The sequence below is a fragment of the Leclercia sp. UBA1284 genome, assembly GCF_002308415.1.
Taxonomy (GTDB): domain Bacteria; phylum Pseudomonadota; class Gammaproteobacteria; order Enterobacterales; family Enterobacteriaceae; genus Enterobacter; species Enterobacter pneumoniae.
This window is the reverse complement of the sequence record NZ_DBUS01000006.1, coordinates 1,582,279-1,596,320: the sequence shown is the minus strand read 5'-3', so window position 1 is coordinate 1,596,320 and position 14,042 is coordinate 1,582,279. Positions and strand designations below refer to the sequence as shown.

Annotated in this window: 16 protein-coding genes; 11 read left to right on the top strand and 5 right to left on the bottom strand. The window is 53.1% G+C overall.

The window, feature by feature from the left end; all coding sequences use genetic code 11:
* The first annotated feature begins 34 nt into the window (after positions 1–34).
* The 5 genes from cysB (at position 35) to acnA (ending at position 4,731) form a co-directional block, all read left to right on the top strand.
* Entirely contained in the window at positions 35–1,009 is a 975-nt protein-coding gene (cysB, locus tag B3511_RS10920) for an HTH-type transcriptional regulator CysB (RefSeq protein WP_040075362.1), read from the top strand.
* Positions 1,010–1,314: 305 nt separating this feature from the next.
* Positions 1,315–1,476, top strand: coding sequence for a YmiA family putative membrane protein (locus tag B3511_RS10915; RefSeq protein WP_080346611.1), 162 nt, complete (start codon positions 1,315–1,317; stop codon positions 1,474–1,476).
* A 2-nt stretch (positions 1,477–1,478) separates the two neighbouring features.
* On the top strand, positions 1,479–1,649 hold the full coding sequence (locus B3511_RS10910) for a hypothetical protein (RefSeq protein ID WP_207291848.1): 171 nt from the start codon (positions 1,479–1,481) through the stop codon (positions 1,647–1,649).
* A 133-nt stretch (positions 1,650–1,782) separates the two neighbouring features.
* Complete coding sequence (ymiC, locus tag B3511_RS10905) at positions 1,783–1,881, top strand: small membrane protein YmiC (protein WP_327061775.1); 99 nt, start codon at positions 1,783–1,785, stop codon at positions 1,879–1,881.
* A 174-nt stretch (positions 1,882–2,055) separates the two neighbouring features.
* Complete coding sequence (gene acnA / locus B3511_RS10900) at positions 2,056–4,731, top strand: aconitate hydratase AcnA (RefSeq protein ID WP_286782325.1); 2,676 nt, start codon at positions 2,056–2,058, stop codon at positions 4,729–4,731.
* 49 nt (positions 4,732–4,780) lie between these two features.
* Here the strand turns inward: acnA and ribA are convergent, their stop codons facing one another.
* Positions 4,781–5,371 carry a GTP cyclohydrolase II gene (gene ribA / locus B3511_RS10895; protein WP_040075365.1) on the bottom strand — a complete coding sequence of 197 codons (591 nt, stop codon included), beginning with the start codon at positions 5,369–5,371 and terminating at the stop codon, positions 4,781–4,783.
* A gap of 176 nt (positions 5,372–5,547) precedes the next feature.
* Between ribA and pgpB the strand changes: the two genes are divergently transcribed.
* The 5 genes from pgpB to yciH all read left to right on the top strand — a co-directional run bounded on the left by pgpB (position 5,548) and on the right by yciH (position 9,199).
* Positions 5,548–6,312, top strand: a complete 765-nt coding sequence (gene pgpB, locus B3511_RS10890; protein ID WP_207291846.1) for a phosphatidylglycerophosphatase B — start codon at positions 5,548–5,550, stop codon at positions 6,310–6,312.
* 151 nt (positions 6,313–6,463) lie between these two features.
* The gene (locus tag B3511_RS10885; RefSeq protein ID WP_040075368.1) at positions 6,464–6,772 is read left to right on the top strand and encodes a LapA family protein; all 309 of its coding nucleotides are present in this window, start codon (positions 6,464–6,466) and stop codon (positions 6,770–6,772) included.
* Positions 6,773–6,778: 6 nt separating this feature from the next.
* A complete protein-coding gene (gene lapB / locus B3511_RS10880) occupies positions 6,779–7,948 on the top strand; it encodes a lipopolysaccharide assembly protein LapB (protein ID WP_040075369.1) in 1,170 nt (389 codons plus the stop codon).
* Positions 7,949–8,135: 187 nt separating this feature from the next.
* The gene (gene pyrF / locus B3511_RS10875) at positions 8,136–8,873 is read left to right on the top strand and encodes an orotidine-5'-phosphate decarboxylase (RefSeq protein ID WP_286782322.1); all 738 of its coding nucleotides are present in this window, start codon (positions 8,136–8,138) and stop codon (positions 8,871–8,873) included.
* Positions 8,873–9,199, top strand: coding sequence for a stress response translation initiation inhibitor YciH (gene yciH, locus B3511_RS10870; protein WP_286782321.1), 327 nt, complete (start codon positions 8,873–8,875; stop codon positions 9,197–9,199). The genes pyrF and yciH overlap by 1 nt, the downstream gene beginning before the upstream one ends.
* A 70-nt stretch (positions 9,200–9,269) precedes the next feature.
* Here yciH and osmB read toward each other — a convergent pair whose 3' ends face one another.
* The 3 genes from osmB to B3511_RS10855 form a co-directional block, all read right to left on the bottom strand.
* Complete coding sequence (gene osmB / locus B3511_RS10865) at positions 9,270–9,488, bottom strand: osmotically-inducible lipoprotein OsmB (protein ID WP_040075373.1); 219 nt, start codon at positions 9,486–9,488, stop codon at positions 9,270–9,272.
* Between the two features lie 270 nt (positions 9,489–9,758).
* Positions 9,759–10,511 carry a DNA-binding transcriptional regulator YciT gene (locus B3511_RS10860; RefSeq protein ID WP_212475757.1) on the bottom strand — a complete coding sequence of 251 codons (753 nt, stop codon included), beginning with the start codon at positions 10,509–10,511 and terminating at the stop codon, positions 9,759–9,761.
* An 88-nt stretch (positions 10,512–10,599) separates the two neighbouring features.
* Positions 10,600–10,782 (bottom strand): hypothetical protein, encoded by a 183-nt coding sequence (locus B3511_RS10855; protein ID WP_040075375.1) that lies wholly within the window; start codon positions 10,780–10,782, stop codon positions 10,600–10,602.
* Between the two features lie 192 nt (positions 10,783–10,974).
* On the opposite strand from B3511_RS10855, the gene B3511_RS10850 reads away from it, so the two are divergent.
* Positions 10,975–11,844, top strand: a complete 870-nt coding sequence (locus tag B3511_RS10850) for a crotonase/enoyl-CoA hydratase family protein (RefSeq protein ID WP_286782318.1) — start codon at positions 10,975–10,977, stop codon at positions 11,842–11,844.
* Here B3511_RS10850 and pdeR read toward each other — a convergent pair.
* Positions 11,841–13,832, bottom strand: a complete 1,992-nt coding sequence (gene pdeR / locus B3511_RS10845; protein ID WP_046885223.1) for a cyclic di-GMP phosphodiesterase — start codon at positions 13,830–13,832, stop codon at positions 11,841–11,843. The two genes, B3511_RS10850 and pdeR, sit on opposite strands and share 4 nt — an antisense overlap.
* Positions 13,833–14,042: the final 210 nt, after the last annotated feature.

Sequence of the window (14,042 nt, the reverse complement as noted above, 5' to 3'; positions counted from 1 at the left end):
GATTGCCCGTGTGCGTTAAATCGGATGGTCTGGCATGAAACTACAGCAGCTTCGCTATATTGTTGAGGTCGTTAATCACAACCTCAATGTCTCTTCGACCGCAGAAGGTCTTTATACCTCCCAGCCCGGTATCAGCAAGCAGGTGCGTATGCTTGAAGATGAGCTGGGCATCCAAATCTTTGCCCGTAGCGGTAAACACCTGACGCAGGTCACTCCCGCCGGGCAAGAAATTATTCGTATTGCGCGCGAAGTGCTATCCAAAGTGGATGCCATCAAATCCGTGGCGGGCGAACACACCTGGCCTGATAAAGGTTCGCTCTATATTGCGACGACCCACACCCAGGCGCGTTATGCACTGCCAGGCGTTATTAAGGGCTTCATTGAGCGTTATCCGCGCGTATCACTGCATATGCACCAGGGGTCGCCTACGCAAATTGCTGAGGCGGTATCGAAAGGCAATGCTGACTTTGCGATTGCCACGGAGGCCCTGCACTTGTACGACGATCTGGTCATGCTGCCTTGCTATCACTGGAACCGCTCTATCGTAGTGACCCCGGATCACCCCTTAGCGGCGAAGAGCTCCGTCTCTATTGAGGAACTGGCCCAGTACCCGCTGGTGACCTACACCTTTGGCTTTACCGGGCGCTCAGAGCTGGATACCGCATTTAATCGTGCCGGGCTGACGCCGCGTATCGTCTTTACCGCTACTGACGCCGACGTCATTAAAACCTACGTTCGTCTGGGGCTTGGGGTAGGGGTGATTGCCAGTATGGCGGTCGATCCCGTCTCCGATCCGGATTTAGTCCGTCTGGATGCGCAGGGCGTATTTAGCCACAGTACAACCAAAATCGGTTTCCGTCGAAGCACCTTCTTGCGCAGTTACATGTATGATTTCATTCAACGTTTCGCGCCGCATTTGACGCGCGATGTGGTGGATACCGCTGTCGCGTTACGCTCGAATGAAGATATCGAAGCGATGTTTAAAGATATTAAACTTCCGGAAAAATAATCACATCCGGTATCTTTCCCCTGCGGAAAGATACCGTCTTTAATGGCTTAACCTAAATTAGAATTATCATCATCTTCGTTTAACCCGCCCAATTTCACCCTTCGCCAGACTAAACTGTCGCAAATTTGCGACAAAAGTAGAAAATATTATCCCGCTTCGCAAATTCTTCGTTTCAATTATTTATTTCCGGTCAAAAGATTAACTATTTAATGGCTTAGGATTCGTAAATTCACTGGATTTTCGTCTAAAGTTCTTTTAGGATTTATCTCAACCATGATTACTTATGCCGATTGTTTGGTATCGAAATGATAAGCGAAATCGATTGCAAGAGGATAGCAATGCCATCAGGAAGTGAAGAACCGCAAAGGGACCCGCAGCTCAAGCGTAAAGCCTGGCTGGCCGTATTCCTTGGCTCAGCACTGTTTTGGGTGGTTGTTGCGCTCCTCGTCTGGCACTTTTGGGGTTAACTATGGCTGTTCAGGAGCGGTTTGAAACCATCAAGCTAATGTGTCAGCACCGTGACACAGCGCGCGATACGCGTAAACCTGAAAAGGCTAACGTGCCGGCTTCCTGGAAGCTGTCGCCGCAGCAGAAAGCTTTTATTGACGCGTTCGCAGAAGACGAACCGAAAAAACAATAATTTAGTTTTTGCCGCTCCGCGTAATTGTCCAATTACTCGCCGCGCTTTTGTACTCATTAATAAATACACATCAGCAATATTACTGAGTAAAACCTCAACCCTTACGAATAAATATATGACTGGTGTCGCAATGATGAATAATATGCGCAGTATCAAATACTGGTCCTGGATGGGCGCGTTTTCACTGTCGATCCTTTTCTGGTGCCAGCTAATCTGGATGACAATCAACTGATTGCTTAAAAACCCCGCCTGTGTGCGGGGTTTTTTATGCGTCTTTATTCAGATTTATCCCGCTAATTTATCAATTTGGGTTGTTATCAAAACGTTACGTTCTCTTTGTGTTATCTTTAATTACAGCCCTGATAACTGTCAGGACATCGCAATCCCTGTAATTAAGGAGGAGCTTATGTCGTTAACCCTACGCGAAGCCAGTAAGGACACATTGCAGGCTGAGAATAAAACTTACCATTACTACAGTCTGCCGCTGGCTGCCAGGGAACTTGGGGATATTGCGCGTCTACCCAAGTCGTTAAAAGTGTTGCTGGAAAACCTGCTGCGCTGGCAGGACGAAACTTCCGTCACGCTTGAAGATATTCGCGCGCTCGCCGGCTGGTTGAAAACCGCCCATGCTGACCGGGAGATCGCCTACCGCCCCGCCAGGGTTTTAATGCAGGACTTTACGGGCGTGCCTGCCGTTGTTGACCTGGCCGCCATGCGTGAAGCCGTTAAACGCCTGGGCGGTGATACCGCAAAAGTGAATCCTCTCTCCCCCGTTGACCTTGTTATCGACCACTCCGTTACCGTTGACCACTTTGGTGACGACGATGCCTTTGAAGAGAACGTGCGTCTGGAAATGGAGCGCAACCACGAGCGCTACGTCTTCCTGAAGTGGGGACAACAGGCATTTAGCCGCTTCAGTGTCGTACCGCCCGGAACGGGGATTTGCCATCAGGTAAACCTTGAATATCTGGGCAGAGCGGTCTGGAGCGAACTTCAGGATAAAGAGTGGGTGGCCTATCCGGACACGCTGGTTGGCACGGACTCGCATACCACTATGATCAACGGCCTTGGGGTATTGGGGTGGGGCGTCGGCGGTATCGAAGCCGAAGCGGCGATGCTTGGTCAACCGGTATCAATGCTTATTCCTGATGTGGTCGGTTTCAAACTGACCGGCAAACTCAGCGAGGGCATCACCGCCACTGACCTTGTATTGACCGTCACTCAGATGCTGCGTAAGCACGGGGTAGTGGGCAAATTCGTCGAATTTTATGGGGACGGACTGGATTCTCTTCCGCTGGCGGACCGCGCCACCATCGCCAATATGGCGCCAGAATATGGCGCAACCTGCGGCTTCTTCCCTATCGATGGCGTCACCCTCGACTATATGCGTCTGAGTGGCCGCAGCGAGGAGCAGGTGGCACTGGTAGAAGCCTATGCTAAGGCGCAAGGTATGTGGCGTAATGCGGGAGATGAGCCCGTCTTCACCAGTACTCTGGCGCTGGACATGGGCAGCGTAGAGGCGAGCCTGGCCGGACCAAAACGCCCTCAGGATCGTGTTGCTCTGGGGGATGTACCGAAAGCCTTTGCCGCCAGCACCGAGCTTGAGGTCAATACGGCGCAGAAAGATCGCCGTCCCGTCGATTATTCCATGAACGGCCACGCCTATCAGCTGCCGGACGGCGCGGTGGCTATCGCGGCGATCACCTCCTGTACTAATACCTCCAACCCCAGCGTGCTGATGGCCGCCGGGCTGCTGGCGAAAAAAGCCGTCACGCTGGGCCTGAAGCGTCAGCCGTGGGTCAAAGCCTCGCTGGCACCGGGTTCGAAAGTGGTATCAGATTACCTGGCGCAGGCCCGACTTACCCCATACCTCGATGAGCTGGGCTTTAACCTGGTGGGATACGGTTGTACGACCTGTATCGGCAACTCGGGGCCGCTGCCGGAGCCTATCGAACAGGCGATTAAGCAGGGTGACCTCACCGTTGGTGCGGTGCTGTCGGGCAACCGTAACTTTGAAGGTCGTATTCATCCCCTGATAAAAACGAACTGGCTGGCTTCGCCGCCGCTGGTGGTGGCTTACGCGCTGGCGGGGAACATGAATATCAACCTGGCAACCGATCCGCTGGGGCATGACCGCAAAGGCGACCCGGTCTACCTGAAAGATATCTGGCCATCGGCGCAGGAGATATCCCGCGCGGTTGAGCAGGTCTCAACCGATATGTTCCGCAAAGAGTATGCTGAAGTCTTTGAAGGCACGCCCGAGTGGAAAAATATCGAAGTGGCACGCTCAGATACTTATAGCTGGCAGAGCGACTCAACCTATATTCGCCTCTCCCCATTCTTTGACGATATGGGTGCCGAGCCAAAACCGTTGGAGGATATCCACGGTGCCCGGATCCTGGCAATGCTGGGGGACTCGGTGACCACGGACCATATCTCCCCGGCGGGCAGCATTAAGGCCGACAGCCCGGCAGGACGTTATCTGCAAAGCCGCGGTGTAGAGCGTCGTGATTTTAACTCCTACGGTTCGCGCAGGGGTAACCACGAAGTGATGATGCGCGGTACCTTTGCCAATATTCGCATTCGTAACGAGATGGTTCCGGGCGTTGAAGGGGGCATGACCCGTCACCTGCCGGGCAGCGAGGTGGTGTCGATCTACGATGCGGCCATGGCCTATCAGCAGGAAGGCACGCCGCTGGCGGTTATCGCCGGGAAAGAGTATGGCTCTGGCTCCAGCCGTGACTGGGCGGCGAAAGGGCCACGTCTGTTAGGCGTGCGGGTGGTGATTGCCGAGTCGTTCGAGCGTATCCACCGTTCAAACCTGATTGGGATGGGCATCTTGCCGCTGGAGTTCCCGCAGGGCGAATCACGGAAAACGCTGGGGCTGACGGGTGAGGAGAAGATCGATATTCGCGATCTTCAAAATCTGAAACCGGGTGCGAACGTGCCAGTTACGCTGACGCGTGCCGACGGCAAAACGGAAGTGCTGGAATGCCGCTGCCGTATTGATACCGCAACCGAGTTAACCTACTACCAGAACGACGGCATCCTGCATTACGTCATTCGAAACATGCTTAACTAACGCAAAAAAATGCCCGGCAGCGATGGCCGGGCATTCATTTTTATCGCGTTTATTCGCCGAGGAGATGGCCCATCTTGGCGGCTTTCGTATCCAGGTAATGGGCGTTTTTCGGGTTACGTCCGACGATCAGCGGCACGCGCTCCACGATATTGATGCCCGCTTCGCTCAGAATTTCGACCTTACGTGGGTTGTTGGTCAACAGACGCACTTCGTCTACGCCCAGCAGCTTAAACATATCCGCGCACAGCGTAAAATCACGCTCATCGGCCGCGAAGCCCAGTTGATGGTTCGCTTCGACGGTATCGTAACCCTGATCCTGCAGTGCATAGGCCCGTATTTTATTCAGCAGGCCAATGTTACGTCCTTCCTGGCGGTGATACATCAGTATACCGCGCCCCTCTTCAGCAATATGCGAGAGGGCAGCTTCGAGCTGGAACCCGCAGTCACAACGCAGGCTAAACAACGCGTCGCCCGTCAGACATTCAGAGTGCACGCGTGCCAGTACCGGCGTCTGACCGGAAATGTCTCCGTAGACTAACGCAACATGATCCTGCCCGGTTGCCAGTTCTTCGAAACCCACCATCAGGAAATCGCCCCAGGGGGTAGGCAGTTTGGCTTCTGCCACACGTTTAAGCTGCATGTGATTCTCCAGAAATGTGCCTGTTCGGCTCTCTTTATCTGCTTATTTTGCCACAAGCTGCGCAGGTTCACCTAATCCACGCCCGCTATACGAACGTTAAACGCACAATCCGACATTTTTACCTGTCGATGAATTTTCGGTTATGATTGTTGGGCTTACCGATAAAAGGAGTCGACATGCTTTCAATTGCCCGCCGTACGGCGGTAGGAGCAGGGATATTGCTCATTATGCCCGCCGCCGTCTGGATCTCCGGCTGGCAGTGGCAGCCAGGAGGCAGCAGCGCCTGGTTGAAAACCCTGTTCTGGGTAACCGAAACCGTCACCCAACCCTGGGGCATTATTACCCATACGCTACTCTGTCTCTGGTTCTTATGGTGTCTGCGCTTTCGTCTACGTGCCGCCATCATGCTGTTTGCCATTCTCGGGGGATCGATTGCCGTGGGGCAGGGGGTGAAATCCTGGGTTAAAGAACGCGCGCAAGAACCGCGTCCTTATGTTGTCTGGCTCGAAAAAGAGCACCAGGTGCCGGTAAACGACTTCTACAATTTAAAGCGTAAGGCGCGCGGTGAACTGGTGAAAGAGCAGCTTGCCGAGCAGACGGATATTCCGAAATTCTTACGCAAGCACTGGCAAAAAGAGACGGGTTTTGCCTTTCCTTCGGGCCACACCATGTTTGCCGCCAGTTGGGCGTTGCTGGGCGTTGGGCTGTTATGGCCACGCCGGCGCACCATCACCATCGTCGTTCTGCTGGCCTGGGCCACAGGGGTGATGGGCAGCCGTCTGCTCCTGGGAATGCACTGGCCGGTCGATCTGATCGTCGCTACGCTTATATCATGGCTGCTGGTGACGCTTGCCACCTGGATTGCTGAGCGAGTCTGTGGACCGCTGATGCCGCCGAAAGAAGAAGAGCGAGAAATCGCCACCCGGGACGCGGAAAGCTGACCGCGGTTGAAAATCGCGATTTAACCCGCAGATCCTAATCTGGCGCGCGACTTTTTCCGTTTCGCGCCAGCCCTTAAAATGATAGGTTATAAGGCTGATTGCGGTATGTTGAACACACTTTATTCGCTCAAACCACATAACGGGAAGTAATGTGAAATATTTACTCATTTTCTTACTGGTATTGGCGATTTTTGTCATTTCCGTCACATTAGGTGCGCAAAACGATCAACAGGTAACTTTCAATTATCTGCTGGCGCAGGGCGAGTATCGAATTTCAAGTCTGCTGGCGGTGCTTTTTGCAGCAGGCTTTGCGATCGGCTGGCTAATTTGCGGGCTATTCTGGCTTAAAGTACGCGTCTCGTTGGCCCGTGCTGAACGAAAAATTAAACGTCTTGAATATCAGATCGCGCCCACGGCCGACGTTCCGGTAACTTCAGGTGTGCCGGTCGCGAAGGAATAATCGAAGATGCTGGAGTTGTTGTTTCTGCTTTTGCCTGTCGCCGCAGCCTATGGCTGGTATATGGGCCGCAGAAGTGCGCAACAGACAAAACAGGATGAAGCCAACCGCCTGTCACGTGACTATGTGGCAGGGGTTAACTTCCTGCTGAGCAATCAACAGGATAAAGCGGTAGACCTGTTCCTTGAGATGTTGAAAGAAGATACTGGCACCGTTGAGGCTCACCTCACCCTCGGTAACCTCTTCCGCTCCCGCGGAGAAGTTGACCGTGCAATTCGTATTCACCAGACTTTAATGGAGAGCGCGTCGTTAACCTACGACCAGCGCCTGCTTGCCGTTCAACAGCTTGGTCGTGACTACATGGCCGCCGGGCTTTATGACCGCGCGGAAGATATGTTCAACCAACTGGTGGACGAAACCGATTTCCGTATCAGCGCCCTGCAACAGTTATTGCAAATTTACCAGGCCACCAGTGACTGGCAAAAAGCGATTGAGGTGGCTGAGCGGCTGGTGAAATTGGGTAAAGATAAACAGCGCGGCGAAATTGCTCATTTCTACTGCGAGCTTGCGCTGCAGCAGATGGGCAGCGAGGACATGGATCGCGCTATTGCGTTGCTGAAAAAAGGCGCCGCGGCGGATCGTAATAGCGCGCGTATCTCCATCATGCTCGGCCGGGTGTTTATGGCCAAAGGCGAATATAACAAAGCCGTAGAGAGCTTACTGCGCGTCATTGATCAAGATAAAGAGTTAGTTAGCGAAACCTTAGAGATGCTGCAAACCTGCTATCAGCAGTTGGGCAAACCCGAGGAGTGGGTCGCTTTCCTGCGCCGCTGCGTGGAAGAGAACACCGGGGCCAGCGCCGAGCTGATGCTGGCAGATGTCATCGAACAGCATGAAGGTAGCGACACTGCGCAGCTCTATATAAACCGTCAGCTACAGCGCCATCCAACCATGCGCGTGTTTCATAAACTGATGGACTATCACCTTCATGATGCCGAAGAGGGGCGCGCCAAAGAGAGTCTGATGGTGCTGCGCGACATGGTGGGTGAACAGGTACGCAGCAAGCCGCGTTTTCGCTGTCAGAAGTGTGGTTTTACGGCCTATACCCTTTACTGGCACTGTCCGTCGTGCCGGGCATGGAATACCATTAAGCCGATTCGCGGGCTGGATGGACAGTAATTTTTAAAAAACCTCACTTTAGTTACAACATACTATTGGCGGTTCATCTGCCGCCCTTTGACTCCGCGCGGCCTGTGGCCTGACAGGATTTAAATGCTTTCTGTTATTTTTTAGCACTCACAGGTAGAATGCTCGCCGTTTATCTATCCCGCGCCGGTGCGGCGCCCATCGACGAGAAGGCCAGGTCATGACGTCTTTAGCTTCATCATCTTCCCGCGTATTTACATCCTCTCCTGTTGTTGTCGCCCTTGATTACAACAATCGTGATAACGCTTTGGCTTTTGTTGATCGCATCGACCCACGCGACTGCCGTCTGAAAGTGGGTAAAGAGATGTTTACGCTGTTCGGGCCGCAAATCGTCCGTGACCTGCAGCAGCGCGGGTTTGAAATCTTCCTCGACCTTAAATTTCACGACATTCCTAACACCACCGCGCATGCCGTAGCGGCAGCTGCAGATCTGGGTGTATGGATGGTGAACGTTCATGCCTCCGGCGGTGCACGAATGATGACAGCAGCGCGCGAAGCGCTGATACCGTTTGGCAACGATGCCCCGCTCTTGATTGCGGTTACCGTGCTCACCAGCATGGAAGCCAGCGACTTGCTCGATCTGGGCATTACGCTCACGCCAGCGGAGCACGCAGAACGTCTGGCACGCCTGACCCAAAACTGTGGCCTCGATGGCGTGGTCTGTTCCGCTCAGGAAGCTGTTCGCTTTAAGAGCGAGCTGGGTCAGTCCTTCAAGCTGGTGACGCCAGGGATTCGTCCGGTGGGCAGCGATGCGGGCGACCAGCGTCGTATCATGACGCCGGAACAGGCGCAGACTGCCGGCGTAGACTATATGGTTATTGGGCGTCCGGTGACCCAGTCTGCCGATCCGGCGCAAACCCTGCGTGCCATCAACGCATCACTGAATAAGGGGGCGTAATGCGCGATACAAACAGTCGTCTGGTCTACTCAACTGAAACCGGGCGTATCGATGAACCCAAATCTTCCCCAGTACGACCGAAAGGGGACGGTATTGTGCGTATTCAGCGCCAGACCAGCGGGCGGAAAGGGAAGGGCGTATGTCTGGTTACCGGTATTGATGCCGACGATGCTACGCTGGTGCAGATAGCCGCGGAATTAAAAAAGAAATGTGGCTGTGGCGGCGCAGTAAAAGATGGCGTAATAGAAATCCAGGGGGATAAACGCGATCTTATTAAATCGCTGCTGGAAGCCAAAGGGATGAAAGTCAAACTGGCAGGCGGTTAAAAAAGGCAAAAAATAAGCCACGGCATTGGCCGTGGCATTAAATTCAATAGCGTGAAGCCGACTAACTTAATTAATCTACCTGGTGGCCGATAATACCGCCCACTGCTGCACCACCTAAGGTACCCAGCGTGCTGCCATCGGTCAGGACTGAACCACCGATAGCACCAGCACCCGCGCCGATAGCGGTGTTACGATCGCGTTTGGACCAGTTTGAACATGCGCTCAAAGACATTGCCAGAGTCACTGCCACCACGGCAGCAGTTAATTTCTTGCTGGTAAGTAAAGACATAATACGTTCTCCTGAATTATTGATTCATGGAACACATAATCAATCTAAGTATAGCTTATTTACATACTCAGTTGCCGTTATCCATGAAACCTTGTCGCGCAGGCGTTACAAAATCACGCAGGTGATAGTTACTTCCTGTTATATCGCTAACATTAATTTTACGTCTTAATCATTCAGCAGACAGGTAAATAGTCTTAAAGAAATAGTCGGAATAGTCTCATACAACGCGAGGGGATAATTCGCCCGAATAATCGGGCGAAGAGGAGGCGGTCATTCAGGTTTTTTTACGATATCGACGATGAGTCCGTCACGTTCTAATTGCTGCTGATGCTCCGCTTTGAGGCCGTTATCCGTAATGACCCGGCTGAAGCGCGAGATGGGGCCCATCATATAAGGGTGAACAGCACCAAACTTGGTGCTATCGGTCAGTACCACCGCTTCGCCGCCTTTCTCCAGCACTGCGTTAACGACATCGGAACGCATCATGTCACGCCCGGTAAAGCCGGTCTCAGGCTGCCAGCCATCGATGCCGATAAAGGCTTTACTGAAATGCACCTGCTGAACATATTGCCGCGTCAGCGGGCCAACCATGCTTTCGCTCTTCTTCTGATAGATACCGCCCAGCAGGATCACTTCGCAGCGCGTCTCCTTAAGCAGATGGGCGATATAGCTGCTGACGGTGACGATAGTCACCTCTTTCTGCTCTGCCAGCGTCCGGGCGAGCAGGGCATTGCTACTGCCATTCTCAATGAAGACCGTTTCGCCGTTATTCACCAGTGAGGCGGCAAACTCCGCCAGTTCACGCTTCAGGGCATAGTTATTCATCATCCGCGTTTCAACATCTTCACTGTCGAGCGGAACCGCGTAGCCGTGCGCGCGGCGCAGATAACTCATTTTTTCAAGCAGGTTGAGATCCTGGCGGATGGTCACTTCCGACACGCCGGTTGTTTTCGCCAGCTCGACGACGCTGACGCGCCCTCTGTCGATCACCATCTGCAGAATTTGTTGTTGTCGGGAATTCATAGCATCCATATCAAAACGGTAAGCACCGTTGGTTAATGGTTAAAACAGAGATAACTCACTACGGAGCACGCATGAGGTCGTGAATACCTCACACCTCCCATGGCGCTTTCGGCTGAGGGGCATCGGAAGCGGGTTCGCTCCCCGCCTGGGTCAGTAATTCGCTTTTTAAAATCTCGAGATTACGAATAGCAGAGTGATAATCGCCTGCGACCAGGATATCCAGCACGGTATCAATACGTTGAGCCACTTTCAGTGCATTGATATCAGACATAATCTCATCCTTAAATGAAAAGTGAATAAATTCAATGATGCAGAAAATGAGGGCAAAAGAGAAGGGAAAATGTGTTCTCACCAAATGACATAAATGAAAGTGATATTTTTAACGCTCAACATGATGGGTACTTTAGCAGTGGATTAGTCTAACTCTGCGCGCAACGCGCTTTTTTCCAAGAGGAAATAGAGTATGACTATTATCAATCAGGTGACCTGTAAACTCTTTACTGATACGGAACGATTCACGCAGTTGGCGGGATATTACGAGGAGGAGAGACGTACCGTCTGGATGATGCTGCGCGCTCAGCCGCGACCCTGTTTTAATCATGCGCTGATCGAAGAGATCATGAATATGTCATGGCTGGTGCGGCAATCGGGCTTTATCGTCGACTTTTGGGTGACCGGCTCGCTGGTACCGGATATGTACAATGCAGGAGGTGATTTACGTTTCTTCGTGGAGTGTATCCAGCATGGCCGACGCGAAGCCTTACGCGCTTACGCTCGCGCCTGCGTTGATTGTGTCCATGCGGCCTCAAGGGGCTTTGATACTGGGGCGATTTCCCTCTCGATGGTCGAAGGGAGCGCGCTGGGTGGCGGCTTTGAGGCGGCGCTGGCCCATCACTTTCTGATGGCCCAGCGAGATGTGCGCTTAGGGTTCCCGGAGATCGCCTTCAACCTCTTTCCGGGGATGGGCGGCTACTCGTTGGTTGCGCGTCGTTCCGGCATGAAACTGGCCGAAGAGCTGATTTACAAAGGGGAATCACACACGGCGGAGTGGTACCAGCAGCATGGGCTGGTGGACGTGCTTTTTGAGCCGGGGCAAGGCTATGTGGCGACACGGACCTTTATTGATACCCTGCAGCCCAAAATGAATGGTGTTCGGGCGATGTTGCGGGCCCGGCAGCGCGTGATGCAGTTACCCCGTAGCGAACTGATGGATATCACCGAGGACTGGGTGGATGCCGCATTCTGCCTGCAACCGAAAGATATCGCCTATATGGAACGGCTGGTTCAGCTGCAGGATCGTCACACCGCCTCCGGATTGCGTAAAGCGAGCTAGCGGGCATTGCGTGACTGGTAGCGTTTAAACCAACGCTCGAAGGCAGTCGCGGGCATAGGTTTAGCAAAATGAAATCCCTGTCGTTCATTGACGCCATTCTTTGTCAGAAAGGCGTCTTCTTTCGCACTCTCCACCCCTTCAGCGATCACCTGCAGATTCAGGGCCTGCGCCACGGCCACAATGGCACGTACCAGCGATTGAGAGACGGACTGTTTATGAATATCCCGCACAAAGGCCTGGTCGAGCTTGATAGCGTCAATGGGAAAACGCGCCAGCTGAGAGAGGGATGAGTATCCAGTACCAAAGTCATCCAGATGAATTTGCGATCCCAGCTTGCTGAATTGTTGGATCACTGATAACGCCAGCTCTTCATTCTCAATCAGGCAACTTTCGGTGAGTTCTACATCAATCGGACAGTATTCGAAATTCAAATCTTTCAGGGCCTGTTTCAGATCGCTGAAAATGGTCTGATCCGCGAGCTGCCGCGCTGAGACGTTAACCGCCACCCGTAAGTTGATTCCCTTATCACGCCACTTGGCCACCTGGCGCACCACATCGAGCATCACCCAGCGCCCGAGAGGCACAATGAGCCCGGACTCTTCCGCGTAGGAGATAAACTCCATGGGAGGGATCAGCCCGCGTTCGGGCGATTGCCAACGCACCAGCGCCTCCAAGCTCCGGACTTCTCCGCGCCAGGTAATCTTGGGCTGGTAGTGGATCACTAACTGGTCATTATCGAGCGCTTTGCGCAGGTTGGTATCCAGCCACAGGTACTCAAATACGCGCTGATTCATCTCCGGCGAGAAGACCGTAAATTTACCACGGCCACTCTCTTTGGCGGTGTACATCGCTGTATCGGCGTTACGGATCACGCTCTCGCGATCGGTGCCGTGCTGAGGCGCAAGGGAAATACCCAGTGAGCAACCCGTGTAGACTTCGATAAGACCGATGCGAAAGGGCTGCCGCAGACGGGTTAAAATGCGTGAGGCCATCGCCTCCAGCGAGCTTTGGGAGGTGTCAGTCGCCAGAACAATAAACTCATCCCCACCCAGGCGCGCCAGAACCTGCCCCTCTTCAAGGCAGCTTAAAATCGCCAGCGCGACGGCCTGTAGGAGCTGATCGCCAAACATGTGCCCGTAGGCATCGTTCACCTTTTTGAAATTATCCAGGTCGAGATAGACCACGCCCACCTGACCCTCTCCGCGCTGCGCAATAGCATCGCTGATCATTTCATGGATGGCGTTTCGGTTAGGCAGGCCCGTAATGGTATCGGTATTCGCCAGCACGCGCAGTCGTTCCTGGGCGCGGCGCTCCTCCGTAATATCCGTACCTGAGCAGATCAAGAAGATCTCATTTTTTCCGCTACCGCTATGGACGAATTTATTACGAAAAAGAAACAGGCGCTGACCTTTGCGGGTCTTGATCCAGCGTTCCACCTCATAGGAGCTGCCGTTACGAAAAAAACCGCTGATATTACGCCGTGAGGCAGCCGCTTCGCTGCGACTCATAAAGAGTTTAAAGACGTTCTGGCCGATGACTTCCTGCTCTTTCAGGCCGGTATACTCTTCGCTCAGACGATTGAAACGCTGAATATTGCCGTGTCGGTCAAGAATGACAATCACGGAGTTGGCTTCAGAAACCACCTGCTCGGCAAAAGAGAGCCCCTGGGCCAGATCCCGCGCAACGGAAGGGGTGTCATTCCAGGCAGAGGCGGTGCCAGCCCACTCTTTTTTATTGATTTTACGGCCAACCAGATGCACCGGGACGTCGGTGCCATAGAGCGAAAGTGTCATGGTGATGCTGGAGGTAATAACGGTCATCTCGCGAATGCTGTCGGCCTGTTCATCCGTCAGGGCGACCACCTGCGTGGTATCGGAACTCTCGCTGGCAGCAAGGTGGAGCGCGTTACTGTCGGCTGTCAGGCGCCACCAGGGACTGAGGGTGCCCATATAACGAAACAGCAAATTTTGCTCCAGATCGTCAATCATGTTCTCTCCCGGGCCCGCTTAATAGCGCTCACAATGCGCATTTTCATTCGCGTACACCATCAGTCCAGAAAGGTATTCACGAGATGAAATTATTGTTTTTTCCCTGTTTTCTTATATTAGAACGAGAATAATGAAAAGGGATAAAAGTGAATGAAAATTCTACAATATCGTGAAGCTACCGCACCGAAGCTATAGATAATTGTGATCGCT